This window comes from Effusibacillus consociatus, from assembly GCF_042652925.1.
GTDB classification, from domain to species: Bacteria; Bacillota; Bacilli; order Tumebacillales; family Effusibacillaceae; genus Effusibacillus; species Effusibacillus consociatus.
In genome coordinates this window covers 20,156-44,534 of the sequence record NZ_JBHSHC010000022.1, presented here as the reverse complement: position 1 = coordinate 44,534, position 24,379 = coordinate 20,156, and the positions used below count along the sequence as shown (strand labels likewise).

General features: G+C 46.2%; 24 protein-coding genes and 2 pseudogenes. 4 read left to right on the top strand and 22 right to left on the bottom strand.

Features of this window, described 5'->3' with window-relative positions:
* Positions 1-88: 88 nt before the first annotated feature.
* From ACFO8Q_RS03690 to ACFO8Q_RS03640, 11 genes and pseudogenes are all read right to left on the bottom strand, one after another.
* On the bottom strand, positions 89-814 hold the full coding sequence (locus ACFO8Q_RS03690; protein ID WP_380024381.1) for an SRPBCC domain-containing protein: 726 nt from the start codon (positions 812-814) through the stop codon (positions 89-91).
* A 36-nt stretch (positions 815-850) separates the two neighbouring features.
* Entirely contained in the window at positions 851-1,189 is a 339-nt protein-coding gene (locus ACFO8Q_RS03685; protein WP_380024411.1) for an ArsR/SmtB family transcription factor, read from the bottom strand.
* Positions 1,190-1,620: 431 nt separating this feature from the next.
* Positions 1,621-2,405: pseudogene (locus ACFO8Q_RS03680) on the bottom strand (FAD-linked oxidase C-terminal domain-containing protein); the annotation flags it as partial.
* Between the two features lie 142 nt (positions 2,406-2,547).
* Entirely contained in the window at positions 2,548-3,504 is a 957-nt protein-coding gene (locus tag ACFO8Q_RS03675) for a TAXI family TRAP transporter solute-binding subunit (RefSeq protein WP_380024380.1), read from the bottom strand.
* A gap of 345 nt (positions 3,505-3,849) precedes the next feature.
* Positions 3,850-4,389: a TRAP transporter large permease subunit gene (locus ACFO8Q_RS03670; protein ID WP_380024379.1), complete on the bottom strand. Its 540-nt coding sequence runs from the start codon at positions 4,387-4,389 to the stop codon at positions 3,850-3,852.
* Positions 4,390-4,501: 112 nt separating this feature from the next.
* Positions 4,502-5,587 carry a TRAP transporter permease gene (locus ACFO8Q_RS03665; protein WP_380024377.1) on the bottom strand — a complete coding sequence of 362 codons (1,086 nt, stop codon included), beginning with the start codon at positions 5,585-5,587 and terminating at the stop codon, positions 4,502-4,504.
* A gap of 260 nt (positions 5,588-5,847) precedes the next feature.
* Positions 5,848-6,186 carry a L,D-transpeptidase gene (locus tag ACFO8Q_RS03660; protein WP_380024375.1) on the bottom strand — a complete coding sequence of 113 codons (339 nt, stop codon included), beginning with the start codon at positions 6,184-6,186 and terminating at the stop codon, positions 5,848-5,850.
* Positions 6,187-6,272: 86 nt separating this feature from the next.
* Positions 6,273-6,488 carry a hypothetical protein gene (locus tag ACFO8Q_RS03655; RefSeq protein WP_380024373.1) on the bottom strand — a complete coding sequence of 72 codons (216 nt, stop codon included), beginning with the start codon at positions 6,486-6,488 and terminating at the stop codon, positions 6,273-6,275.
* A gap of 44 nt (positions 6,489-6,532) precedes the next feature.
* Positions 6,533-6,787, bottom strand: coding sequence for a hypothetical protein (locus tag ACFO8Q_RS03650; protein WP_380024371.1), 255 nt, complete (start codon positions 6,785-6,787; stop codon positions 6,533-6,535).
* Positions 6,788-7,150: 363 nt separating this feature from the next.
* Positions 7,151-7,567, bottom strand: a complete 417-nt coding sequence (locus tag ACFO8Q_RS03645) for a DUF4760 domain-containing protein (protein ID WP_380024369.1) — start codon at positions 7,565-7,567, stop codon at positions 7,151-7,153.
* Positions 7,568-7,572: 5 nt separating this feature from the next.
* Positions 7,573-7,956, bottom strand: a complete 384-nt coding sequence (locus ACFO8Q_RS03640) for a VOC family protein (RefSeq protein ID WP_380024367.1) — start codon at positions 7,954-7,956, stop codon at positions 7,573-7,575.
* Positions 7,957-8,076: 120 nt separating this feature from the next.
* Here ACFO8Q_RS03640 and ACFO8Q_RS03635 point away from each other — a divergent pair, with 120 nt between their 5' ends.
* Positions 8,077-9,006 carry a DUF2334 domain-containing protein gene (locus ACFO8Q_RS03635; protein WP_380024366.1) on the top strand — a complete coding sequence of 310 codons (930 nt, stop codon included), beginning with the start codon at positions 8,077-8,079 and terminating at the stop codon, positions 9,004-9,006.
* A 423-nt stretch (positions 9,007-9,429) separates the two neighbouring features.
* Here ACFO8Q_RS03635 and ACFO8Q_RS03630 read toward each other — a convergent pair whose 3' ends face one another.
* The 4 genes from ACFO8Q_RS03630 to pdxR form a co-directional block, all read right to left on the bottom strand.
* Complete coding sequence (locus ACFO8Q_RS03630) at positions 9,430-9,705, bottom strand: AbrB/MazE/SpoVT family DNA-binding domain-containing protein (protein ID WP_380024365.1); 276 nt, start codon at positions 9,703-9,705, stop codon at positions 9,430-9,432.
* A gap of 67 nt (positions 9,706-9,772) precedes the next feature.
* Positions 9,773-10,099: an AzlD domain-containing protein gene (locus ACFO8Q_RS03625; protein ID WP_380024364.1), complete on the bottom strand. Its 327-nt coding sequence runs from the start codon at positions 10,097-10,099 to the stop codon at positions 9,773-9,775.
* Positions 10,096-10,806: an AzlC family ABC transporter permease gene (locus ACFO8Q_RS03620; protein ID WP_380024362.1), complete on the bottom strand. Its 711-nt coding sequence runs from the start codon at positions 10,804-10,806 to the stop codon at positions 10,096-10,098. The genes ACFO8Q_RS03625 and ACFO8Q_RS03620 overlap by 4 nt, the downstream gene beginning before the upstream one ends.
* Positions 10,803-12,212, bottom strand: coding sequence for a MocR-like pyridoxine biosynthesis transcription factor PdxR (pdxR, locus tag ACFO8Q_RS03615; protein WP_380024360.1), 1,410 nt, complete (start codon positions 12,210-12,212; stop codon positions 10,803-10,805). Before pdxR ends, ACFO8Q_RS03620 begins: the two co-directional genes overlap by 4 nt.
* Positions 12,213-12,344: 132 nt before the next feature.
* Between pdxR and ACFO8Q_RS03610 the strand changes: the two genes are divergently transcribed.
* A complete protein-coding gene (locus ACFO8Q_RS03610; RefSeq protein ID WP_380024358.1) occupies positions 12,345-12,563 on the top strand; it encodes a DUF4362 domain-containing protein in 219 nt (72 codons plus the stop codon).
* A gap of 430 nt (positions 12,564-12,993) precedes the next feature.
* Here ACFO8Q_RS03610 and ACFO8Q_RS03605 read toward each other — a convergent pair whose 3' ends face one another.
* From ACFO8Q_RS03605 to ACFO8Q_RS03575, 7 genes are all read right to left on the bottom strand, one after another.
* Positions 12,994-13,140, bottom strand: a complete 147-nt coding sequence (locus ACFO8Q_RS03605) for a hypothetical protein (RefSeq protein WP_380024356.1) — start codon at positions 13,138-13,140, stop codon at positions 12,994-12,996.
* A gap of 316 nt (positions 13,141-13,456) precedes the next feature.
* Positions 13,457-13,801: a DUF7668 domain-containing protein gene (locus ACFO8Q_RS03600; RefSeq protein ID WP_380024354.1), complete on the bottom strand. Its 345-nt coding sequence runs from the start codon at positions 13,799-13,801 to the stop codon at positions 13,457-13,459.
* A gap of 322 nt (positions 13,802-14,123) precedes the next feature.
* The gene (locus ACFO8Q_RS03595) at positions 14,124-14,702 is read right to left on the bottom strand and encodes a hypothetical protein (RefSeq protein WP_380024352.1); all 579 of its coding nucleotides are present in this window, start codon (positions 14,700-14,702) and stop codon (positions 14,124-14,126) included.
* 568 nt (positions 14,703-15,270) lie between these two features.
* Entirely contained in the window at positions 15,271-15,765 is a 495-nt protein-coding gene (locus ACFO8Q_RS03590; protein WP_380024351.1) for a hypothetical protein, read from the bottom strand.
* Positions 15,766-15,811: 46 nt separating this feature from the next.
* A complete protein-coding gene (locus tag ACFO8Q_RS03585; RefSeq protein WP_380024349.1) occupies positions 15,812-16,111 on the bottom strand; it encodes an RHS repeat-associated core domain-containing protein in 300 nt (99 codons plus the stop codon).
* A 222-nt stretch (positions 16,112-16,333) separates the two neighbouring features.
* On the bottom strand, positions 16,334-16,792 hold the full coding sequence (locus ACFO8Q_RS03580; protein WP_380024348.1) for an Imm26 family immunity protein: 459 nt from the start codon (positions 16,790-16,792) through the stop codon (positions 16,334-16,336).
* Positions 16,793-16,942: 150 nt separating this feature from the next.
* Complete coding sequence (locus ACFO8Q_RS03575) at positions 16,943-23,308, bottom strand: DNRLRE domain-containing protein (protein ID WP_380024346.1); 6,366 nt, start codon at positions 23,306-23,308, stop codon at positions 16,943-16,945.
* 543 nt (positions 23,309-23,851) lie between these two features.
* Between ACFO8Q_RS03575 and ACFO8Q_RS03570 the strand changes: the two are divergent.
* Together ACFO8Q_RS03570 and ACFO8Q_RS03565 are read left to right on the top strand one after the other, a co-directional pair.
* Positions 23,852-24,004 (top strand): annotated as a pseudogene (locus ACFO8Q_RS03570) (AAA family ATPase); the annotation flags it as partial.
* Positions 24,005-24,196: 192 nt separating this feature from the next.
* Positions 24,197-24,328, top strand: a complete 132-nt coding sequence (locus tag ACFO8Q_RS03565) for a hypothetical protein (RefSeq protein WP_380024344.1) — start codon at positions 24,197-24,199, stop codon at positions 24,326-24,328.
* Positions 24,329-24,379 lie beyond the last annotated feature (51 nt).

The window sequence follows — 24,379 nt, the reverse complement described above, 5'->3', positions numbered from 1 at the left end:
ACCTTTTTTCATTTCCTTGATTCTGTTGGAAAGCGCATCAATCCCGGCTGCTGCACCGTTACATAGAGGGGACTCTGGCGGGAGGATTTTAGTAGCTACCGGAATCAAAATCTCCTTTTTGAATGTCAAATTTTTCGTCTACAGTCGCTGCCAAATGATGACCTTTCATTTCAGCTTCATCAGGTCTCATGCTTTTAGACAATTGGTCATTGTATTTGAGGAGATCTTGACGTTGTTGTTCAAACACCTCTTGGGTATCCTCTATCATTGTAATCCCTCCTTTTCGACTTTTATTATTAGCATAGGAATCAATTACCATTGCCAGGTAATCGGCAAGCTGGTCAAAGGTTCCGGCAAATCCTTGCTGCATGGACTCGAGCATCGACTCGAAGGTTTTGATTTCCTCCTCCGTCGCGTTGATAGGGCCTCCCCGCATCGTTAAGGTCGTCTTGCCTTCATGCTCGGTAAACGTCAGCATGTTCAGGACTTCCAGCGGCCAAGTGCTGCTGATGCTGCTGAAAGGTGCCCGGACCGTGTTCCCCTCCGCATCGGAGAAGGAGCTGACGTAGACGAGTTTCTCCGGTTCAGCGATTTCCCGGTAAACAAATTTGCCCCACATTTCGTGTCCTTCAGGGGAGCGCATGCTGTACTGGAAGATTCCTCCCGGGCGGAGATCCAATTTGGCGACATTCATCGTGAAACCTTTCGGCCCCCACCAGTGCTGCAGGTGCTCTGATTGAGTAAACGCCTTGAACACAAGTTCCCGTGGTGCATCGAAAGTGCGCGTGATAACCAACTCGATTTGTTTGGACATTTCAATTCCTATGTCATTTTGTTAATACCTGCAGGACTACTTCTTGTCGTCGCGGTTCACTTCCTTTCTTTGCAGTTCCTGGAGATAATCGTCCAATCGATCGAATTTCTCGTCCCAGACGTGGCGGAAGGATTCGAGCCAGGCGTCCAGTTCTATGAGCGGCTCGGGCCGCAGCTTGTAGATCCGCCGATTGGCGATGGCATGCACCTCGACGAGTCCGGCATCACTAAGTACGCGAAGATGCTTGGATGCTTGCGGCTGGTTGAGCCCAAGTCGGTCGGCAATTTCCCCCACTGAGAGAGGGCCCCCACGCAAGAGTTCGACAATGTGTAATCGGTTTGGTTCGGCCAGAGCACTCAAAGTTGCCATGTTCATGCTGCTTTCACGCTCATATAACCTTTCTCCTTTCCAAGCTGAATATACCTGAAAAGGAATATTCCGGTCAAGGAATATTGGGTAAATATTTGGACCAATTCCGTTACACAACATGAAAAAAACCTTGCGTCAATCGCAAGATTTTCTTATTCAGGTTGTTCCGGTTTATATCTTTTTAATTTGTATCGAGGTAACTTGATTCTCTTTAGACTTTTTTCTGTTCGATTGATTTTCTCTCCAAGCAAACAGTGAAAGCAAACGCCGGAAATCCCATACAGATCAACGCGCTCAAGAAAAGTTTTCTTACAAGAATCACACTCAAATAAAACCATTATACCAGTATTCATCAGAAGCTCCTCTTACTATTTCACCTTATTGTTTTTACAAGGTAACATAAACAGATCCGTTCATCTATCTGAAATTTTTGGCAGCTATTCGGACAGCACCAGCCTGGTTTGCCCCGGCTGAGGAAAAATTTTATTCGGTTTCAAGATATTGTCCGGATCCAGGCTCGTTTAATTCTCCGTATCATATCAAGCCCGACCGGTCCCAATTCCATTTCCAAAAAAGGGGCCTTCATCGTGCCAATCCCATGTTCCCCGGAAAGCGTGCCCCCCAGTTCAATGGCAACCTTGAATATCTCGCTGACCGCCTCTTCGACGCGACGCATTTCTTCCTTGTCCCTTTCATCCGCCATAATATTCGGATGCAAGTTGCCGTCTCCCGCATGACCGAAAACAACAATATCCACATTGTATTTGTCGCGAATCTGCCGGAGCCTTTCAAACATCTCCGGAATCTTGCTCCTGGGCACTGTTGCGTCTTCCGAAATCTTCGTAGGCTTTATCCGTGTGACGGCGGGAGATACGAGCCTGCGAGCCTTCCATAGTTCTTCCCGCTCCTCTTCATTTTGGGCGATTCTGACTTCTGACGCATTATAGTGACGACAAATTTCCACCGCTTTCAGAATTTCCTCCTTCACCGCAGCCGGATGTCCGTCTACTTCGATCAGAATGATTGCATCCGCCCCCACCGGTAAACCGCAGGGCTTGAAGTTTTCGACCGCCCGAATCGACGCGTTGTCGAGAATCTCCATTTTTGCAGGGAGAATTCCGCTTGTCAGCACCCCGCTGATCGCGCGTCCCGAATCGATTAAATCAGAGAAGACCGCCATTAGTGCTTTTCTGGCGGGCGGCTTTGGGATTATCGGAAAAACCACCACATCCGGCAAATAATTGCCAAAAGAAGAGTCGAACGCATAGCAGTGCCGTTCCTCCAACGAGTCCAGAACGCGATCCGCATCAAGCATCTCGATCAGTTCTTGCACAATCTCCTTCTTCAACTGATTCTCCTCCCACTTAATTTGCCTTCGGGACCTTGCTTGTATCAAGCCCTTTTTCTTTATAGAACTTTTCCGCTCCCGGATGCAGAGGGATTGTTAATCCATTGAGAGCCGTATCGAGCTTGATGAACTTGGCGATCTCATGGGCGTTCACCAAACGGTCCGTATTCTCATAAAGAGTTTTGGTAAGTTCATAGACAAGCCCATCGTTCAAGTCCTTCCGTACAAGCAGTATATTTGCCACGGCCAATGTGTGGATTTCTTCGGTTTGCCCTTTGTAAGTATTCGCCGGAATCACATATTCGAAGTACCAGGGATACTTTTCGGTGATTTTCTTGATCATCTCCGGCTCAAACGACAGCAGCTTCACGTTAAAGGAAGTCGCCATATCCAGAATTGCAGCAGTCGGCAATCCGCCGAAAATCATGGCTGCATCCGCCTGTTTGTTTTTCATTAATTCAGCCGCTTCACTAAAGCCGACGAAGTCTGCTTTTACATTCTTCTTTGTCGTATAATCCAAGCCGTACTCGCCAATCATTTCTTTAGTGCTGATCTCCGTCCCGCTGCCGACAGCTCCCGGAACGATTTTCTTTCCTTCCAAATCTTTTATGGATTTGATTCCGCTATCGCCGCGAACAACAAAGTGCATCACGTTCGGATAGAGATATGTCATGGCACGCAAATCTTTTTGCTGGCGGCCTTTAAACTGCCCTTCCCCTTTGTAAGCCTGAACCACAATGTTATTTTGCGAGAATCCGATCTCCGCTTCCTTTTTCTCCAGAAGTTCAATATTCTTCTGGGAAGCGGGAGTGGATGTGGCCGATCCTTTCACCCCTAATTTATCTGACCAAAGTTGAGCCGTCGCATTGCCCAAAGGATAATAGACTCCCCCTGTGGTGCCGGTTGCCACGTTGACCACTTCCCCTTTTACCGATTTGCCTGCATCTCCCCCCCTTGTGTTTGCGAAGAGCATCCTGCAAATACACTCGCAACCAACGTGAAAACCACAGGTAAAACGAACCGCTTTTTCATACCGTTAAGCCCCCTCTTTCGAATGACTGATCTATCCTGAAACGAGTATGCTCGTTACAAGGCTTTGTTTTTTTCCACCCTGATCTTCGCCACTCCGGAAATCCGTTGAATAAGGATTAAAGAGACAAACAGGATCAAGCCGATGATGTCAAGATACAGCTGGTTGACTAAAGTAAGCCCGACAACCCCACAAACCCGGCCTGTTCCGGGATTGCCAGCTTGCGTTGTGGTAATTTTGAATCACATAAGAGAGAGATAGAGCAGCAATCGTTGTGATCAAGATCGCCTAGCCGATCTGCAGATAGGACGCTTTCACCACAATCAGCATCATTTCAGGCCGCTGCGCAAAATAATACGGTACCAAAAATCCTACGAGAGCCAATCGCCACGCCTGCCAGGTCCCTTTTTGCGGATCGCACTTTGCGATTGCACTCGCCGTGTACGCTGAAAGAGCAGTTGGCGGGGTGACATCTGCCAGCGCTCCGTAATAGAAGACAAACATGTGAGCAACAAGCGGCGGCAGGCCCATTTTCACCAGCACGGGTTCGGAGACAGTGGCAACGATGATATAGGTAGCTGTTGTCGGCACTCCCGTTCCCACTATGATGGAGGTAATCATTGTAAGGAACAGAGCCAGCAAAACGTTGTTGCCCGACATATCCAGAATGGCGGAACCGAAGGTGAGCCCGAGACTCGTCAAAGAAGCGGTTCCCACCACAAATCCAACCACTGCACAGGCAACTGCCACGGCGACGGCACCCTTTGCGCCGTCCTCCAAGCTTTTCAGAATTTGACGGAAGCTCATTCTCGTTTCTTTTTTGAACATCCCGACAGCACTACGGATACAGTCGCATAAAAAGCTGCAAAGAGTGGCGTATAGCCAGTGAACATCAGATAGAGCAATACACCAATCGGAATCAGCATATGCCCGCGGGATTTCAACGCATCGATGACCTTAGGCAGTTGATCTTTCGGCAACCCTGTAAGCCCGTTTTTACCGCCTCCACGTGGACCATGATCCAAATCGAAGCGTAGTATAAAATGGCCGGAATGGCGGCCGCGATAATAATCTGGCTGTACGGAACTCCGATAAATTCCGCCATGATAAAAGCGGCAGCTCCCATCACAGGCGGCATGATCTGTCCTCCGGTCGAACCGGCCGCTTCCACTCCGGCAGCAAATGTCGGGCGGTACCTTACATTTTTCATCATCGGAATCGTAAAGGCACCTGTACTTGCTGCATTGGCCACCGCACTGCCGTTGATCATCCCCATAAATCCTGTGGTCAGCAGCGCAACCTTGGCCGGCCCACCCGGCTTATGTCCGGCAGCGGCCAGCGACACATCGTTGATTAATTTCGACAAGCCTGTCCCTCCCAAAAATGCGCCAAACAGAATGAACAGGAACATATACGTTGCGGAAACGCCCAAGGCAATCCCAAAGATCCCTTCTGTCGACCAAAACATATGCTCAGAGATGCGTTCAAGCGTATAGCCGCGGGTATGAAACCGGCCCGGGACATAATTTCCGAAATACGCGTAAAGCAAAAAGACAAGTCCCGTGATCGTCAACTCTTTCCCCAATACCCTCCTGCTTGCTTCCAATACAAGAAGGATTCCTGCTCCGCCGATGAGATGCTCCACTTCGGTTAATCGCCCTCCACAGAAAGCGATTTCATTCCACTGAATCACAAGATACAAGTTCACCAGAATACTGAACAAAACCAGAACGAGATCAATGAAACTGGGTCTTTCTTTCGGTGCCCCTTTCCGGGCCGGGTAGAGCAAGAAGGCCATGACAAGCACGAACATCAAATGAATGGATCGTTGAATAATCGAATCAAATACACCAAATCCCGATGTATACAGCTGAAAAACGGACCAGATAATTGCGATAACGGAAACGATCACCGCCCATTTTCCCGCTACACGGCGAAAGCGAAATTCCGCATCCGCTTCTCTCATCACTGCTTCTGCATCAATCCCCTTTGAGAATTCGGCAACCAGATCTTTCTTTTCTGACATTTTTCCCACCTCCGTCATTGCTTTTCCCCAGAATATTTCGTTATCTTCGGCAATATAAAAAGCCAGTCAATCGCACAACAAAAACAGCCCCAGATGTACGATTGAACTGGCTTATCACCCGCGCTTTGGCTTCCGGTCGAGAAGTCCAACAGATGTGACAGTTCGCTCTGATATGAAATTGCAGGTATTTTCTATTTCTATCAAATTGTCTGAAATTCCTTCAGAAGGCTGGGAAATTTTTTTTCAAAAAAAGAAGCTTCTTAAGGGCGAATTGTCACATGAGTTCCCAACGGTACCAGCTTTGACAGCTCCAGCACATCCTTGTTATGCATCCGGATACAGCCCCTCGATACCCGTTTGCCGATTGAAGAAGGCCGGTTCGTACCGTGAATTCCGTAATGTTTTTTCGACAGTCCCATCCAGAGAGTCCCATAAGGTCCGCCCGGATTCGGAACTTTGTTGACAATCATAAATTCGCCGTGCGGCGTTTTCGTTGCCACCCTTCCAATCCCAACCGGATAGGTCTTAACCAATTTGTCTTTATCATAGAGATAGAGTTTCCTCTCTGACAAATCCACTGTAATCCGATAAACGGCCATCTCGCATTCCCTCCGCTTGCCCCCTTTTCGGGCAGTCTTACACTAAACAGGGTATGCGGATGCCCAATTTTATGAGCCTGATTGCATTACAGATCGGTCTCGTGCAGACTGACTGTTGCAAAATACCGGGTTCCCCGACCCGGAACCCCAAACTGATACCCGTCCTTGCATTCATGAATCTTATGAACACAGCTGGAACAAACCACCATGCCGCATTTGGAACACCACGAGATCCACTCCAGCAGATTCTGCGATTTTTTGCAGGTGGGGCAATCCTTCATCCGATACAATGACTTATGCATGAAAACCCTCTCCTCCTAGATGAATTCTCCCTTGGCGACCATCACTACGCTGCCGCCGACAAACACATCAATTTTGTCCCCCTTGTCTTCCGCTCGAAGGTAGAGTAACGATTTTCTGCCGATTTCATACCCTTGTTCGACACGCAGATCGATGCGATCGTCTTCAAAATACGCACATCATAACTGCCGTTGAGCTGCATTTCAGCGTCGGAGAGGGAAGCTGCCCCTGTAAAAACGGCGAGTTGGTTTCCTGCGTATTTCTCTTCAGCAAACACGATATAAAATGTGAGGCCGGGCATGTCAATCCCCCCTAATTTTTGCAGAATCAGAGATTTTTAGAAAGGCTCTTTTCGCAAAGATTGTTGTTTTTAAACCATGACACTATGATAGGATAAAGGTAGGAACATCCGTTCCAGATCCTGCGTCTATAGGGTGCGGGGCAGATTCCGTGAATGCACGCCTCGTATGGTGGTTCAAACATCATGCAACTTACGGGTTTTTTGCAAAGCTACAAACTTTGCGAAAATAGCGTATGAGGATTGTACGGGAAGAGACTCCGTTTGGCAATCAGAATTTTACGTCAAATTTTAACCCTTTCCGCGTTGGAAAGGGGGTTCTTTTCTCCTTTCTTGCTATTCCGGATTCACACGCTTCTTCGGTTGCTAATAAGGCAGATCCGGTATGTATTGCTCTCCCTTGTTACGGCCAATCCAGTCCAATTCAGCCAGCGCAAGGAGCTCGAAGTTCTCCGCCACATGTTTGTCCCCTTGCTTCCGCCATCCTTCAAAGATCGGGTGGAACCTGCTGTAAAAACCGTTGATGTACCACATATCAAAAATCAGATCGGGATGCACGAGCCCATTTTTGTAGAAAGTACCGATCATCTCAAAAAAGCCGTACAGGGTAACAAAATGATCGAACCCTTCGGTTCCTCGCGGATACTTATCGGAAAACTGTTCATACGTGGCCGCTTTAAATTCCGCAGAGAACCATTTTCGCGCCGCCCTCATCCTTTCCGATTCAAAATGCTGATACAGTTTAAACATCATATCCGCATCTTGATAGGTAGGTTTCGTCAAACTGCTCACTCCTTGGATTGGAAAAACTCCAGCCGCTCGTGATCCGGACCGTAGAAGAAGCCTATTCGAACGCCATCAAGGATCGTCCGCGGTTCTTGGTCGATTAGTTTCACATTCAATTGCTTCAGTCGTTCCCATGCTTTGTCGATGTCAGTGACTGTAAAAGCCAAATGGTTCACGACACCCTTCTCCGGATAGGTTTCTCCCGTGCCTGCAATCAGTTCAATCTGCATATCGGGATATCCCGGAAACGCCATAAAGATGAGCTCCACTTGCGGATTTAATTTCTCGCGCTTCAGCAGTTCGAGACCGATTACCTCCTCGTAGAATTGGATGGACCTCTCCGCATCCGATACCATTATGCCGATATGCTCCACTTTTTTAATCATCGACTCTTCACCTCTTATTGGAAGATTGTACAACTTTCTTGCAGAAATCGCCAACTTCATTTCTCCTTTTTTCTCTTGGCCGCATAGGGTACAGCAGCACAAGAAAAAGGAGGAGATGAAATGTTTCCGCGGGCAGACCACGGGTGGAAACGGCGTCCTGCCTTACTGCGTCTAGAAGATGTGGGCCCTGGCGGTTCCTTTCGAACAGCGGACGATTTGGGTCGATTGCGAGCCGTTTTTGAATACCTGAAGTTCCAAAATGTCCCTTACCATGTGGCCCTGATCCCCAGATGGATCAGCCTCCAACCGGATGGAAGCTGGTATGACAAGGGAATTGATGCCCTCTACCCCGATAAGTATATGCGGGGCTTTCTGGCATTGATGCAAAAAACTCAAAGAGAGGGGGCCTTGTTTGGAGCGCATGGGTATACCCACCAGTACGGTGATCGCAAAATGCCGGATGACGATCAGGATTCGGGAACCGGAAGTGAATTCAATGTGAAGGGGGCTTCCGTAACAACCACCCCCTCTTATACGGTGGATCGCATTACAAGGAGTCTGTTTGCGTTTCAAAAAGCGGGCTTATATCCCCATTTTTGGGAGTCTCCTCACTATAATCACACTTTGGAACAGGAGGCAATTTTTGAACGGTTCAGGCGGGTGATCTATCAATCGGATGTTCGCGGCCGGGCGGGAGAAAACGCATATCTATCCGAAACGGGAGTTGTCTATATTCCCACCCCGCTTGGCTACATTCATGAGCAAAACTCAATCGACCAAGTCTTGTCCAAACTCCCCACGTTTCGGGGAGTGGCCTCGATCTTTTATCATCCGTTCTTGGAATTCCTCTATCTGGAGCCTGTGAAAGATGCTGCCGGCCACTCGGTGATTCGGGAAGAACTTCCTGTATACCGGTATAAGCCTGGGGAAGAATCACCCCTTCAACGGTTGGTAAAGGGATTTAGGGAGCACGGATTGCACTGGGTATCGCTGTATGAACTTGTACCGCAAGTTTCCCGCCACAGCCAATCTATCATCGGAGGTCGATGATGTGCTATAGTGGGTAACAAAAAATGGGATCGTGATGATGATGAAAAAGAGGATCGGTTGTCTGCATGCGCACTACTCGAATATCGAATATATCGAACGACTGGGTTCCTGGACCGGAATCGATTTCATCCATTTCGTCGATCCGGGTCTTGTCTATCGTTTGACTTCTGACCCGGAATTCGATTCGGACCAAGCAAAACGAAAAATCAGAGACCAGCTTCAATGGATCGCGGAGTGCAAGGTAGATGCGATTCTGATTACGTGCACGAACTATATAGCTGCCTTAGACGGAGAAGATATCGGAATTTCTGTGCCCATCCTCAACATCGACGAGCCTTTTTTTGACCATTTGTGCGGGCAGACTCTGCCTCAAATCTTACTGTTTACAAATCCGAATACAGTCGAAGGTACCATGAAGCGACTTCACCAGTTTGCCGAGCGGAAGGGACGTTCTGTGAAGATCGAACCGCTTACGTATTCGTCTCCATTTTCCTTTTCCCAGATCTCTTTCCCCAATCCCCAAAGTGCATCTGAAAATCTTTTTGGTTTTCTTATCACAATGATTTCATCCCGAATTTCATCGTACTTCCATATCAAACCGTCACCAATACCCAAATTAGCTTTCTCTCGTATATCTTTTGGAATAGTTGTCTGAAATCTATTTTTAATTTCGCTTTCCGATTTCAATATATGTTCCATTTAAATAAGGGGTAGAGGTAGAAGGACCTTCCACACGATAATTTGAAACGCGAAAAAATACACCTGTTCAATACAAAGGAACCACACCTGTTTTCCCCAAAACGACCACCAGCAGACTTATACCAAGACTCAAGAAAACATTTCGGCTCACGATCATAACTCCCAGACACACTGCACTCGCCAGAAGATACAGGGGCTGGATGACAAACTCCCCCTGTTTCACGAACAGCGAAGGAAAAATCAGACCGGCGAAAATGCCGACCGGAATAAATGTTAATCCATTTTTCAACCGGGGTGAGAAGAAGCTGTCCGGCAATCGTAAAAACGCTCGACGAGTCAAATAGGTTACTGCTGCCATTCCGAGAATGAGAAGAAAAGTGCTGCCGGTACTCACGCCATTTTTACCTCCTTCGCAACCACCGGTTGAGAAAAGTAGCCGATCATGAAGGCAATCGCCCCGGCTCCCAACAGATGCAGGCCGTTCGGCAGTACAAATGCGAAACAGATCGCTAACACGCCGCACACAAGAAAAGTCAGGATTCGCAGCACAGAGACCAACTGATAATACGCCAGCGCCAGGAACATGGCTGTGAAGCTAAAACCCAAGCCAAGGGCATTCGGGTCGGGAATCCAGCTTCCTGCAGCAGTTCCGATCCAAGTGCCAAGAGCCCAACCGAAATAAAGAGTGAGACTGACTGTGACGATGTAAGATTTATTGCTTGGATTGTGGCGAAAACGGTTTAACGTGATGGCATACTGCTCATCCGTCAGGAAAAAGGCAGACCCGTTGATAAATGTTTTCGAAAAAGAACTGTAATGAGGGGACATGGACAATCCCATCAAAAAATGGCGTGAATTCAGCAGAAAAGTGGCCAGTACGATCGACCAGATTCCAGCATGTTCGGCTAACATCGCCAGGGCCGTGAATTGAGCAGAACCGGCGTAGACAATCAATGACATCCCGACACTTTCCCACGCAGACAAGCCAGTCTGGGAAGACAGCATGCCAAAAATCGCTCCGAATATGATGATACTTACCGCGATTGGCGCAGCGTCCAGCAAACCTTGCCTCCATTGTGTCAGCGAGAGATCCCTTTTCATGCAGACATCTCCTTTCTTGTTCGCAGGATCGAGGTCAAAATTTCCATCCCCGCTTCAATCTGTTCGCTATTTTCGTAACTGTAACAAAGACGTATAAATGGCTGATCCGTTTCACGAGCCAAAAACATATCACCGGGAGCAAAAAGGACTCCCCCCGAAATCGATTCTTTTAAAATTTCTTTCGGCTGAATCCCTTCAGGCAATGACACCCAGTAATAAAAACCGCCTGCAGTGGGTTCAAACGAGATTCCAAGCGGTGTGAGACTGTCCAAAAATCGTCCCATCACGTCCGCCTGTTTGCGATAAAGTTGGCGGCATCGCTCAAGGTGTCCAGGCAAACATCCATCCTGCAAAAACGAGAGCAGTGCATGTTGGCCCAGTGTGTTCGTTGTGATCGAAAGCTCTTTCCGGCGGGTCACCAACTGGATAAAAGAGCGGCTCCCTGCCACCCAGCCCAATCGGAGGCCGGGGAACAGGATTTTCGAAAATGTATTGATGTAGATCACATTCCCCTGGCGATCCATTGATTTCAAAGGAGCGGGCGGTTCTGCACCGTGCTGCAAATGTCGATATGCATCGTCTTCTACAATCGGAAACCCGTACTTTTCACTCAGTTCGAGCAAACGTTGACGTCTTGCCAGTGACATTGTATATCCCGTAGGATTCTGAAAGGTGGGAACCGTATAGACAAACCGGGGACGATAGCGGGCAAGCACACCCTCCAGTACGTCGACGTTCATGCCTTCGCGATCGATTGGAATCGGGATGATCCGTATGCCTAATGATTGAAAGAGTTGCAGCGCACCAAAATAGGTCGGCATTTCGACAGCGATAGCATCACCCGGTTCCGCCAGCACAGCCGTTGTAATCTGAAGCGCTTCCTGGGAACCGCTTGTGATCACCACCTGTTCCGGCGACGTCACTTGATCAAACCCCATCCAGGACACTGCCCATTCGCGTAATTGAGGATGCCCGTTGATTGGCAAAAAGTAATAGGATTCGGCCTTTTCCGCAACTTGCTTGACGTACTTCTGAAAATCGGAGATCTCCAACATATGTTTCCCGCCATCCCCGAGCGAAAAATTAATAGCCGACTCTTTCCCGAATGAAGAAAGAAGCTCTGCCATATAAGAAGGGTAGGGGGAAAGCTGATCTCTCCACTGAAATCTCACGCCTTCGGGCAGCGGAGGCACGGGCTGAACGTAACGTCCGCTGCCGATTTTGCTGAAAATAAGCCCTTCCGCTTCCAAGTCCCCATAAGCCCGGACAATGGTATTGCGGCTGACTCCCCACTCATCCGCCAATTTTCGTTCAGGTGGCAGAGGGGAGCCAATTGGCCACTCTCCGCTCAAAATTTGATAACGCAGCCGATTGTACACTGTTTGATAAATCGATTTACGCCCCATAAAACCGCCTCATTCTGATCCAATCTCTTTTTAAAACTATAAAGGGTATCCCCTGAATATAAAAGAGCCAATTCCAAGAAAATATTCAGCCACCAGACACTCCTCAATAACGACTGCCAGGAGGCGAATGTTTTGAGAACTTTACCCGTTCTTCTATTTTCAATGTTGGTTCTTGCAGGTTGCTCAACATCAGACTCTCCTCCCAAAAGTGCCCTTGAAGTGGTTTCCCCCGATCGGCGATCCAATGAAGTTGTAAATCACGGCAAAATTGAAAACATTGAGAAATGGGAAAGTTTCGTTGAAAATGTGAAAGCCGGGAAAACCGACCAGATCCGGTTTGGAATGGCGTAGAGTATTATTTGAGCCGCTGTACTCCGAAGATGGAACATCCATTTTCTTTTGTTGTTCCAAAACAATGAAATGTTCCAACGTCTTGTTGTAACCTGTTGCTCAGCATTTCCGTATTCCGAGTTCCGTTATTGGCGGTTCACACAACCCAAATGACTTCACTAGACCCAATTAAATTTTGTCCTTCGGCGGAACACTGGGGTAAAAATAAAAGCATCAGAACCATGTGGTGGTCTCTAATGCTTCAACACGTTAGGGTTGGTTGGATGCAACCTTTTATGCGGAACGGAGAACTGTCTTCTCCATAGGCCGTTTGCTGTGGACGATAGACCGCTGATTCAAGAACACCCAAATGTTTTACTCCTGGTACTCCCCCATAAGCTTGTATGATTTGGGAAGTCAACATATAAGGCTTGGGTAACAGATATATACCTCATCGTTTCGAGAGTCCTTTCAGGGCTTCTCCAGATTCGTTCATAAAGTCATCAACGAGCTTTGTAAATTCCAGAGTGATTTCCTGATCTACAGGAATCGATATCACATAATTATTTCCTGTTTTAAATACTTTTCGAATATCCATCGGTTATTCCTCCGCGGAATTACTGTTTGTACAAAAATAACATAATCACACAAACATTTTAGTTAGGCAATGTAACATAAAGAGAATGGCGACACATTACGTGTATCGACTCGAATCCCTGCCAATACTAGGATGTAGACGCATTAATTTGTGATTTTTGAAATTTTTTGGCGTAATTTTTTAATGATTAGATGGCATATGTTCTGGTCATTGATTGAAAGCGCTGTAGAAGCCGATTTTCATCAGGTTTCAACCCCCGAGTTTTCCCTTGGAACCGTAAATTTAAAACCCCCACTCATTGAAGTGGGGGAAAGATCTAAAGGACATGTAAGTCATCAATACTGATTTGAAACTCGCCTTTATCGTCTTGTATAACAGTACAACTAAGAGTTAAATCACTTCTTTCATTGTTAATCCACAAATCAAAATCAACAGCCCAAGCTGGATTAGTACCGTTCTCCACCGAATAAATTTCAATTGTATCATAAGCCTCTTCAGGTGGCGGAGTTAACTCTCCATTACATTCGTATAGCGCGGTACGGATTTCTTCTTCTGTTAATCTCCCAGCTTGACCTGTACTAACCAACTTCGAAAAGTTTCCATTAATTAATTCAATGACTAATTGTTTTAGGTTGTTTTTTATACCCTTGTTAATTTCCAATATTGATAACCTCCCGAATTAACGACGATTGCCAGATATCCTAAGAGGAGTATCGAAGCCCACACCGATACTAGAAAAATAATTATCGGCTTGTTGAATTAATTCACGAGCGTCAGCTTCAGGAATCCCGGCTCTACAAAGCTGCCTCTCCAATCACCGGGACCCTTAGAGATCAGGGGGTTCAGCTCAATTACAACCGCACTGAGTGACGATCCGACAACCCACCAAACGAAAACGAGTGCTAAAAAGGCAGACCCTCCTAAATCCTGTAAATTCAGGAAGGTCTACCTTTTTTAAAGTAAATGGAATCCGGCTTGCTCTTCTAGGGTAAATAATTTTCCCAGACTTTATACATATCATAGAGAGCATCTGCTGTTGTCTCTCCACGTGCGGCTCTAAGAGTCAATGTGTGTAACACTCTTCTAGGATTTAAAACATCTTCTCCAAAGCCGAACAGTACAGGCTGATTAAAATCCGCATCACTTTTTGGTTTTCTAACGATATCCCAGCTTACACTTTCATTATGTGTAATGAAAACTTCTGCAAAGTAAACCGCAATATCCATGGCAATTGTCAGTGCTTCTTTACTAATCTTCTCAGTTTTTTGGGCTTCTCTGAGCCATTCGGGAGCATTTCGAAGTTCAGCTTCTAATTCCTCTTGTGACTGTTGGACTATAGTAACTTGAGGAATAAACCACTCCCATAAAGGTTTTAGTGATTCAGGAGTCAAATTAAGAACTTCTTTTTTCCCGCCGCCTGTAAATTCAAAAGCATCTTTTAGCAATTGAAGTCTTTTAGGTATTTCACTTATATACCATGCAAAATGAATATCGGCTTCTTTTTTACTCATTTGTACAAAAGGTTTAACTCCAAAGGGTGGATCCATCAGATAGCAGTCCATTTTGCCCCCCCTTTTTAGTCGTATATCGTATACTTAATTCCATTTTGATTCAGGAAATTCTCAAGTTGCTTAAAGGCCCCCCTTTCCAGTATACCACTTCTTAAGAAACACCATTGTGAAGAGAAAGGAGTAAACCACCTAAGTGGTTTACTCCTACAATACTATAGTCTAGGTTTAAGAACTTTAGCAGACTCCTTAAATCAACCGACGATAAATGTCATGAAGATATTCATTATCCGGGTCATTTAGAAGATTCCTAATTAGCCCATTAACATAATATATCTCAAAATCCCCTTTAGATGCTCCATCTTCAATAAAGCTCACACCATCTAATACTGATAGAAAACGAAAAATACCACCATCGACGGCACGTTGGATAACCTTCCCAATCATTTCCTGATCTTTATTAGGAAGATTATTAAACCATTCTGATAAGAGAATATCGTCTTCTAAAGAACGCCTTCCCGGTGGATCAATTAAGCTGTTGAGAGTACCTCTTATAGCATTATCTCGAACCCCAAATTTGATCCCCTGAACAAATTTCTCATTATTCAGGACTCATTCCCCCTTATTTCCTAAATGCTTCAGGATATATTTGTTTATTCAATTGTATCAGTTCTTTCAAAGCACTGTTAGGAGCTTTAGTGTATGTTCTTAAATCTCGTATATCTTTTGCTAAAAGGTTTCGTGGAGATCCACTATATTCACCTTTCAAAGTTGGAATTCTGGTATGCTCTTCGGTTGGAATTGCAATTCCAGGTGCAGTTTTTGGATTGTATCTCGGTATAACCTGTTTGGCGGGATGTTGCTGACCGACATGATGAATAGCGAGGTCACCAGAAACAGACCTATTCCTTAAATCATTAACGGTTCCAACCTCATATGGTGTTACTTTTCCTTTTTTCCCACCGGACCATGCTTTGCTGGCGATTTCGTCTGTCTTTCCAACTATCCTAGCCCCTTCAACAGCATGAGCCCCGATATCGACTGCCCGTGCGGTACGTGCAAGTATATTTGCTGCACCGGTGGGTTCGACTACCATCATAACTACATCAAAGGCCATCCAAGCGGCATTTTCCCACGTTGGATTCTGAATGAAGTTCCACGTATCATATGCCAAAAAACCCTAAATCAATTAGAGAGCGACCTGATGGATCGACAAACGAGAGCGGATTATTACCCGCATACGTGTAATCCGGTTCGACAAACTCTGGGTCGACACTCAGAAACCGGCTTACCGAAGGATCATAGTAGCGAGCCATCAGGTAATACAGACCAGTGGTATCATCGTAGCGGTACCCTGCATAACGGTAGGGATTGAGGGAAGCGGCTGAACCTGATTGGCTCAGAATGTTCCCCCACGCATCGTAGGTGTACGAGGCCACTACATTTCCGTTTCCATCGGTCAATTGGACAATGTCCCCGGGCGTTACGAACAGTGTAATAGGTTGTGCCGTTTGCCGTCAAGCTGAGAAATGAAAAATATAAAAGTAGGTTGCTGACAAGATCTATCCCAATACAAAAGGCCGGCAGAATCCGGTGTCTGTAGGGTTTGCCGGTTAATTGATTCTACAGGTAGGATTTTCATCATCATAGATAATGTGTGTAAAGTTTTTATTCTGTAATAAAAATTATCCCTTATATACAAGGTTATCTAAATAAGAGTACCATTCTTCAGAGCCGAATTTGGCTTTCACTGCATCTTCTATAACTGCTGGTGAATACGATTTTTTCCCAGCTAAATTTTTAATTTCATATTCAGAGGCTGGTCCGAGTATTTTCCCATTATGATCGATAACCATATATCCTTCCAAAGTTTCAACCAAAAACTTAGGAAAATGAATATGCTTAGGAATCGAATAATTACCAATAATCTGCCAAAGCCCATCCTCGATTTTCACATCAACGGATTCAACCAAGAAGACAATTGATCTATTTGTAATCTGATCTAAAGGAGGGTTTTTTTCTGCTACAATATCAAAAATAGCATACCAATTATCCGCAACGATTTGTCCATAACTATACCGTTTTTCATCTATTCGAATAGAAAAAATATCTCCCGTACGAGCTATTATTTTTTTCTTTTTCATTAATGAAACACCAACTTTCTGAGGCTATTTAAATATTGCAATACGTAAAGGGGGTACTCTAAGAATTGAGTGAGTGCGGGGGCGTATAAACGGGAGAAGCAACCCTGAATACCCCCTCACCACTCAAATTATGCATTATTTTAGTAATAATCATTCAATCCCAAACTTACTCCAGTTACTTCGTCTTATCTGATTCCGTTTATTTTCCAGTATCTCACCTCCTCTTTGAATCCCGCCAAACTTATTAATCATTTTTTGTTCTAAGACATTAAGATCTTTGCCCGGTTTTGCACGACCCAGCTCCTCAAAAACATAACGGGCATTTGGATTATTTCTTGCGTGTTCTTTTTGTCGTTGTTTATATCTTGCCTCGCTTTTTGCTTGCCCGATATAAGTTCCCCCGGTTTTAAGGTCAGTCCTTTTATAAATAATTCCTGTAGACTCATGAGCTACAGCTGCAACTCCATCACCAGCATGTGCACCTTTGGAAATTGCCCCAGCACCTTTTGCTGCAATGCGATCCGCCTCTCCGACTACACGAGCTCCTTCCACTGCGTGAGCCCCGATATCGACTGCCCGTGCGGTACGTGCAAGTATATTTGCTGCACCGGTGGGTTCGACTACCATCATAACTACATCAAAGGCCATCCAAGCGGCATTTTCCCACGTTGGATTCTGAATGAAGTTCCACGTATCATATACCAAAAACCCTAAATCAATTAGAGAGCGACCTGACGGATCGACAAACGAGAGCGGATTATTACCCGCATACGTGTAATCCGGTTCGACAAACTCTGGGTCGACACTCAGAAACCGGCTTACCGAAGGATCATAGTAGCGAGCCATCAGGTAATACAGACCAGTGGTATCATCGTAACGGTACCCTGCATAACGATAGGGATTAAACGATGCCGCGGTACCGGATTGACTCAGAAGGTTCCCCCACGCATCGTAAGTGTACGATGCCACCACATTTCCGTTTCCATCGGTCAATTGCACAATGTCCCCATGGGCGTTACGAACCGTGTAATAGGTGGTACCGTTTACCGTCAAGCTGAGAAGTTGTCCGGTCGGACTCCAGGTGTAGTATTTCGTTAAGTTTCCGGCTCCGTCAAACTCCGCCAATACCCGGTTGCTCTTGCCGTCATACAGGAATTTCGTTACCTGGCCGTTGACTGTCTGCTGAACGCGGCGACCCTTATCGTCGTACTGATAGGTCGCAATGACTCCACCTGCAGCATCATCCACCTCTACCAACCGGTTGGCCGCATCCCACTTAAAATTGTAAACTCCGTTCCACGTCAGATTTCCATTCTGATCATACGTCCAAGGTTTCGAGCCATCCACTGTTACCAGTTGATTGGCCGCATCGTACGTGTAGTTCGTGGTCTTTACGATGGTGCCGTTTGGCTGCTTTTCTTGACGCTCCGTCCGGTTCCCAAGAGGATCGTAACGATAGGTCACAATATTCCCGGATGGAAGTGTCTCAGATTCCAACTGTCCTTTGACCGTATACGTATACGAAAGCGTCTGGCCTGTCTGATCTTGAATTGTTGTAATCAGACCATTCGGATTGTATCCATACAGGAAAGTCGAAAGGATCTGACCCGTCTTAGTTTGGTTACGGACTTGAGTTACACGGCTTGCACTGTTATAGGAGAATCGTTGAGAGATGTCGTTACCCGATTGCAACACGGAAAGCTGCTTGTTTTCATTATACAGAAACTTGCTGACTTTCCCGTCTGCATCCGTTAAAGCGTTCGTCTGATCCACTTTGTTATAAGTCAACGATTCTGTTTTGAGAACTGTTCCTGTTGTATTGTTCTTCAGTTGTTTTTGTGTTACATTACCTGCGCCATCCAGGGTATAGGAAATAGTTGCCGTTCCATCATCTTTCCAACTGGTAGCCTGGTTCAATTCATTATACGTTGCGGTCCAAGTACGGTTCTGGGCAAGATCTTTCGCGGATGTTACATTGCTATTCGCATCATAACCGTACTGATAACGACCGCTGCCGTTGAAAGAGACATCTGTAAGCCGGTTGACTTTGTCATATGCAAAGGACAACCGATTGTTGGTCGCTGTAAGAATTTCCTTCAGTCGACCTGAGGGTGTATACGAATAGGTTGTCTGTCTGCCTAAAGGATCCGTCAATGATGTCGGCTGATCCAAAGAATTATAAGAAATTTTCGTTTGATTAAAGGTGACCGACTCCGATAAATTGGTAAATTTGATCGTCTCCAAATTACCGTTTAGGTCGTAACTATATAACGCTTTAACATCATTCCCGGGAGGTATGACGAGCGAAAGCCGATTCATCGAATCGTAGGAGAATTGTTTGATATCCCCCATTGGATCTGTTTCTTGTTTTACGTTACCCGCCGCATCGTGTTGATACGATGTGGTTTCTCCAAGAGGATTTTTCTTCGAAGTCACCCAAGTGTTGGAAGTGTCATAGGTGTACTCCGTTGTCACTCGTTCCTCCTGTAACCTTACATTATCAAAATAGACCGTTCCGGTTGCATTTCCTGTCATCAACACCGGGCGGATATATTTCGTTCCTGCTACAGCGCTGCCCGCTACGAGTTCCGCACTGAGACGCTGCCAGTCATTCGTTCCCGTAAGGCTTTGTGAAGCTGCCTGGCCGATCAGCGCTTTGTTGGTGTCATACTCCTCGATCTTAATATGTGCCACCTGAGCCGAAAGCCCCGCCGTTTTCACAAAGGCGGTCAAGTTGTATGTCTTTGTGCTGTCGTAGGGAATGAAATTCCCGTACGTAATCCCTGACCAGTTGGTGGCATTGGCGATCGAAACCGCACGTCCTCCAGCATACACGTTCGGAGAAATTTCCCACGTGTTTGTTCCAAGAGAGGATGTACTCCAGTTATCCGGCCAAGTCGACCCCCGTTCAAAGCTCGAATTGTCCGCCAAGTTATAAGCTGTGTCAACCGGAGTCTTCTGCAGTTGTACAGCGTCAAAGGACGAATTTCCTGTACCCGTTCCGTTTGAGACAGCGAGTTTCACCCGAATTGTGGCCGTACCGGCAGGAAAATCAGCCGCACGGATGACGGTTGACCAGCGCTGCCAATTCGCCGTTCCTTGCGGATTCATCCTCCCAACCTCGCCTAGCTGCCCTCCAGTAATGTTGTAGGCAAGTACAGAAAGGACCGTAGACTGAGTACCCGAGGTTTGGGTAGCCTTTACATAACCAGAAAGCACGTAATCCGCTGATGTGTCTGCCGTTACCGGATCTGAAATGATCACCGTATAGGTTTGAGCGTTAGTTGAAGAAGCGGACAGATTCAAAGACTGGTTCCCAAAAACCGGGTCGGTACTGAGACTCCATGTATTTTGCTGACCGCCATCGTAAGCAAAGCGATTCGGCAACCCGTTCGCCTGTACTGAACCCTCAAAACTGCTGTTATCGATCAGGTTGTCCGCCCAGCCCAGAAGATTGGTCTCTTTCACGACGTTTCCGTAACTGTCATTTTCCAGCGCCTGGCTCGTGGAGTAAGGATCACGGGCCGTGAGGTTATTGCTGCCGTTATCGTACGTGTTTTTGTAGGTCCCGCCGTTCACCCCGGTGTACTGGGTCAAATTGGACTTCCCGTCCCACTGGAAGCTCTGTTTCCCGCTTTTCGGGTCGGTAACCTGAACTAGATTCCCCGAATTTGCATCATACGAGAACGACCAGGTGTTCAGTCTCGGATCCTGATGGGACGAAAGCGTATTCGGGATATTGGGGTCCCAAGTAAAGGTATCGGTTAAATTGAGCCCTGACGGGTCTTGCTGCGATTTTGTTACGTTTTGGTTGTCGTTGTACGTATACAGGTTTTTACGCCCTTCCCCGTCATAGCTTGCGGACTGCATGGTGGGAGGGTTCGCTGTATACTGACTTCCCGATACAAAATCTGTAGCCGAAGCGGCCTCCTCCAACTGGACAGCGTCAAACCAGCTAATGCCGCTACCATTTGAACTTGAACCTGCCACCTTGACATAGACGGTTGTGGTTCCTGCCGGAAGTGCGGTAGCAGTTCCGGGAGTCATGGTCTGAGACACTCGTTGCCAATCAGAAGGGCCGGCAATCGCCGTACGTCCTACTTCGCCCAATTGAGTGCCGTTCGCGTCATAGGCAAGAAGGGACAGGACCGTGTTGAGAGAACCGGATGTCTGAGTGGCCTTTAGGTATCCACTTAGTGTATAGGTCCTGGAAGGATCGGCTGGGATCGGATCCGACACAAAAACGGTGTAATTTGACGGATTTGCCGAGGACGTATTGATCTTGAACGCCTGACCATAGTTTGAACCGGAAGTCGCATCGAAAGATGCTTGTCCCGATTGACCGCCGCCCAATGAAAAATGATCGGGCAAACCGTCACCGTCAGCATCGACCTCGAAGTTTGAGTTTGTTACCGCATTTGTCGGGTTAATGGCCGCCACACGGTCGTCCGATGTATAGGCAAAGTACGTTGCGTTCCCTTTCGGAGAGACAGACGCAATCAGATTACGATTGCTGTCATACCGATACTGGACAGCCGTTCCGTCCGGGGCTGTCACTTTAATTAAATTCCCGTTGCTGTCGTACCCATACAGCCATTTGCGGCCAGTAGGATCGGTCGCAGAATCCACTTTTCCACTGGCGTTGTAGGTGAGGCTGATGGCGTGTGCTGCCGCATCTTGAATACTGGTAACTTGGCCGCTTGCATTATAAGAAAAGGTTAACGCATTGCCAGCTGCATCCTTAATCTCTTTCGGCTTTCCAGTCGAAATTTCAAACGTGTATTGAGTGTAGTCAGTTGTGATAACGGTTGCAGTAGTGCCTGAAACACTCAAATTCCAGAACAATCCCGGCGGCGAAGTATAGCTTCCATCCAGGTTTTGAGCAAAGTAATGAACTGTTCTGTCCCCATCAATCAACCGGGCTGGCCCACCGACTGGAACATTCAGACGCAAATCAATCACTGAGTTCCATCCATATCCAAACGGACCTTCGTAACTCGAGCGGCTATTGTAGGTGCGTTTGAGTGGTACGGCTACACGTCGACCCGGAAAACTAATATCTGTGGCCGATAAAACCAAGTTCCGGTTCCCCATGTTCACCGAACCGTCAAATGTCCAAAATGGCTGTTTCCCCAAGCCATCCACTGTGTAGGTAACGGAGAGATACGGGTGATTGGCAGGCGTGTTGGGATCATCAGTAGCCAGTAACTCCCTAACCACCAATGCTTCATTGGCATACTTTAACTCAACTCCATAATTGGCTTGGGTCCCGTTATACCATTCTCGGACAAGTCCGGTAATCGGAATATCCCAATTTGCAGGGGTGGTGGTGTTGGAGGCAGTATACGACCCGTCAACTCCGCCAACCGTAGGCTGATTGCTCCAAGTCACGGAATTTCCGGTCCAATCTTGTGTAATACGACGAGCTTCTACTACGGGTGCCTGGTTAGTGACATACACCGTCGTATTTGACACCGTTAGATTTGCACTCGATATCACAGCTCCGCTAGGAATACTGGGGAGATTAAACCAGAAGAGAGAACGAGTGGTTCCCAGGTTCACAGATTCCCCGACGTACACATGAGACCAATTTCCGTAATTGGAGTATGGGTTGCTGCTTGAAACCAACGTATCATCCACTTTGGGGCTATCTTTTGTCACGATGGTAGGATCGAGTTCGATTGGATACGCCCGGTTTGGATCTTGCATCCAAGTTGGATCCACCACGAGATCGAGTACGGTATTGCCAGATGCATCGGTTCGAAACTGATAAGATGCGGTGGTGGAACTTTGTTTGGAATCAACCAAAAAAGGTTTTTGCAAAACGAAGAGAGGTTCCTTCTCTCCGGTTTTGTAGAAAGCCACTGTCCCATCCTTTTGAGGCTGGTACGTCAGGTTTTCCATTTTCAGTTCGTACGAGAAAGTGGTCGGAGCTTTGGAGCTCTTCAGAATAATCGTTTCCTTTAATCCGTTTGGTACGACAGCATAATAAAGATCGGTGTCGGATACTACATTCACATAACCAATTTGGTTGTCCTTTACACTTCCTTTCACTGCAATCCCGAAAGTGGGACGGAAAGACAGGGCAGTACCGTTCTCGGCAAACCGAAAAAACCCGGCATTCGCCACAGGCGGAAGGTCGACCGTAAATTTGTTCGCCTTATTTTTATAGGTTCCATTCAAATTTAATGCCAAGTTTGAATCAATCGGAAGCCACTTTCCGGTGGAGGTGTCCTTATAGTGCACCGGTTCCATATAGATCTTTTCGGTTAACGATCCATCCGGATTTAAAAACCGTTTGGAGGTAGCAGTACGAAACTGCTCAAGCTCTTGAGGACCCTCCCGGGGTAATGAAAAAGAAACGTCCTTCTTCGGTTCCTGAACCGTCTTCGGTACGGTAACTGGAGAATCGGCTTCTCCGGCTTTGGTAGCTTTGGAAAGCCCAGGAATTGGACTTAAAATAAGTCCGAGAGACAAAATCGGAATCACGAGTGAACGCAATCCGAACTTTCCCATAAACACAACGCTCCTCTCAACAATGAAAAATAATGAGAAATATCAAACAATAACTGAAAGACCCTATCAATCTGATATGTAGAGATACTCACCACCTTTAGTTGAAATCGATAATGCTATATTAACTTATCAGTGGTTATAATAACCATCTGTAGTTTTTGGAAACTTGAATTACCAACTCCAGTTAAAATCATGTTTATGAAGAGATTTAAACTCTGTATATGATCCCTGACTACCGATCCTCGAACTCTACTAAACTTTGTCGACTCCCTTATTACAAAATTCGGATACACCAGCTAAATTTCGACCTTAGCAACCTGAAAATTATTTATTTTTTCAGTTCACGTTTCGCAGCTTTGAGGTATCAATATATTCTGCTTCTCGTTATTAAGTGAAAAAATCTATCAAAATATTCTATCAAAAGGATCAATATGGTATCCTGTATAAAATAGAAACACTATACAGAACGTCCCTTCTGTGTAGTGAACCAAACAAGATGCGGGGAAAAATCGGGTGGCAGACATTCATTATCTCGAACAATTCACTTCTATTCGTATTACTGGTGGTAATCTGAGATTAACGCAACGATTGTTTGCTCAAATAGAACGGATCATGCAAATTAATGACTTACGGGTGATCACACGAGAAGTGGTTGAGACGGCAAGAGAAAACCTTGTTATCGGCCCTATGGTCTGATTCTTAGAATAATAACCCCGTACTGACATTTCTTTGGCACGGGGTTACGCTATTTAATTATCAAATAACACCGTCAAATAAAATCAAAAGTCACACATTAATTGGTTAGGAACGATAGCGAATAGATTTGAATGTTACTTACCGTGTGGTACAGTGTAGTTAAGAAACATTTTTGAAGGGAGGAACATTCTAATGTCGGTGCCTAAGAAACTGGATCAGGATACAGCTAACGAATTTAAATCTATTTTTTCAAGACTAAACATCACCAAAAATAAGGTAACAGTTGATTTGGACAATGAAACCATTGAAATTGAAGATGAGTAGTATAAATGGCTACCTTCTAGATACCAATATTGCGATTGCACTTCTTGCAAA

Excerpts from the sequence above, each read along its gene's own strand:
- ACFO8Q_RS03690 (WP_380024381.1), bottom strand. The coding sequence starts at position 814 with ATGTCCAAACAAATCGAGTTGGTTATCACGCGCACTTTCGATGCACCA.
- ACFO8Q_RS03685 (WP_380024411.1), bottom strand. The coding sequence starts at position 1,189 with ATGAACATGGCAACTTTGAGTGCTCTGGCCGAACCAAACCGATTACAC.
- ACFO8Q_RS03675 (WP_380024380.1), bottom strand. The coding sequence starts at position 3,504 with ATGCTCTTCGCAAACACAAGGGGGGGAGATGCAGGCAAATCGGTAAAA.
- ACFO8Q_RS03670 (WP_380024379.1), bottom strand. The coding sequence starts at position 4,389 with ATGTTCAAAAAAGAAACGAGAATGAGCTTCCGTCAAATTCTGAAAAGC.
- ACFO8Q_RS03665 (WP_380024377.1), bottom strand. The coding sequence starts at position 5,587 with ATGTCAGAAAAGAAAGATCTGGTTGCCGAATTCTCAAAGGGGATTGAT.
- ACFO8Q_RS03660 (WP_380024375.1), bottom strand. The coding sequence starts at position 6,186 with ATGGCCGTTTATCGGATTACAGTGGATTTGTCAGAGAGGAAACTCTAT.
- ACFO8Q_RS03655 (WP_380024373.1), bottom strand. The coding sequence starts at position 6,488 with ATGCATAAGTCATTGTATCGGATGAAGGATTGCCCCACCTGCAAAAAA.
- ACFO8Q_RS03650 (WP_380024371.1), bottom strand. The coding sequence starts at position 6,787 with ATGCCCGGCCTCACATTTTATATCGTGTTTGCTGAAGAGAAATACGCA.
- ACFO8Q_RS03640 (WP_380024367.1), bottom strand. The coding sequence starts at position 7,956 with ATGATTAAAAAAGTGGAGCATATCGGCATAATGGTATCGGATGCGGAG.
- ACFO8Q_RS03635 (WP_380024366.1), top strand. The coding sequence starts at position 8,077 with ATGTTTCCGCGGGCAGACCACGGGTGGAAACGGCGTCCTGCCTTACTG.
- ACFO8Q_RS03630 (WP_380024365.1), bottom strand. The coding sequence starts at position 9,705 with ATGGAACATATATTGAAATCGGAAAGCGAAATTAAAAATAGATTTCAG.
- ACFO8Q_RS03620 (WP_380024362.1), bottom strand. The coding sequence starts at position 10,806 with ATGAAAAGGGATCTCTCGCTGACACAATGGAGGCAAGGTTTGCTGGAC.
- pdxR (WP_380024360.1), bottom strand. The coding sequence starts at position 12,212 with ATGGGGCGTAAATCGATTTATCAAACAGTGTACAATCGGCTGCGTTAT.
- ACFO8Q_RS03605 (WP_380024356.1), bottom strand. The coding sequence starts at position 13,140 with ATGGATATTCGAAAAGTATTTAAAACAGGAAATAATTATGTGATATCG.
- ACFO8Q_RS03595 (WP_380024352.1), bottom strand. The coding sequence starts at position 14,702 with ATGGACTGCTATCTGATGGATCCACCCTTTGGAGTTAAACCTTTTGTA.
- ACFO8Q_RS03590 (WP_380024351.1), bottom strand. The coding sequence starts at position 15,765 with ATGGCCTTTGATGTAGTTATGATGGTAGTCGAACCCACCGGTGCAGCA.
- ACFO8Q_RS03580 (WP_380024348.1), bottom strand. The coding sequence starts at position 16,792 with ATGAAAAAGAAAAAAATAATAGCTCGTACGGGAGATATTTTTTCTATT.
- ACFO8Q_RS03575 (WP_380024346.1), bottom strand. The coding sequence starts at position 23,308 with ATGGGAAAGTTCGGATTGCGTTCACTCGTGATTCCGATTTTGTCTCTC.
- ACFO8Q_RS03565 (WP_380024344.1), top strand. The coding sequence starts at position 24,197 with ATGTCGGTGCCTAAGAAACTGGATCAGGATACAGCTAACGAATTTAAA.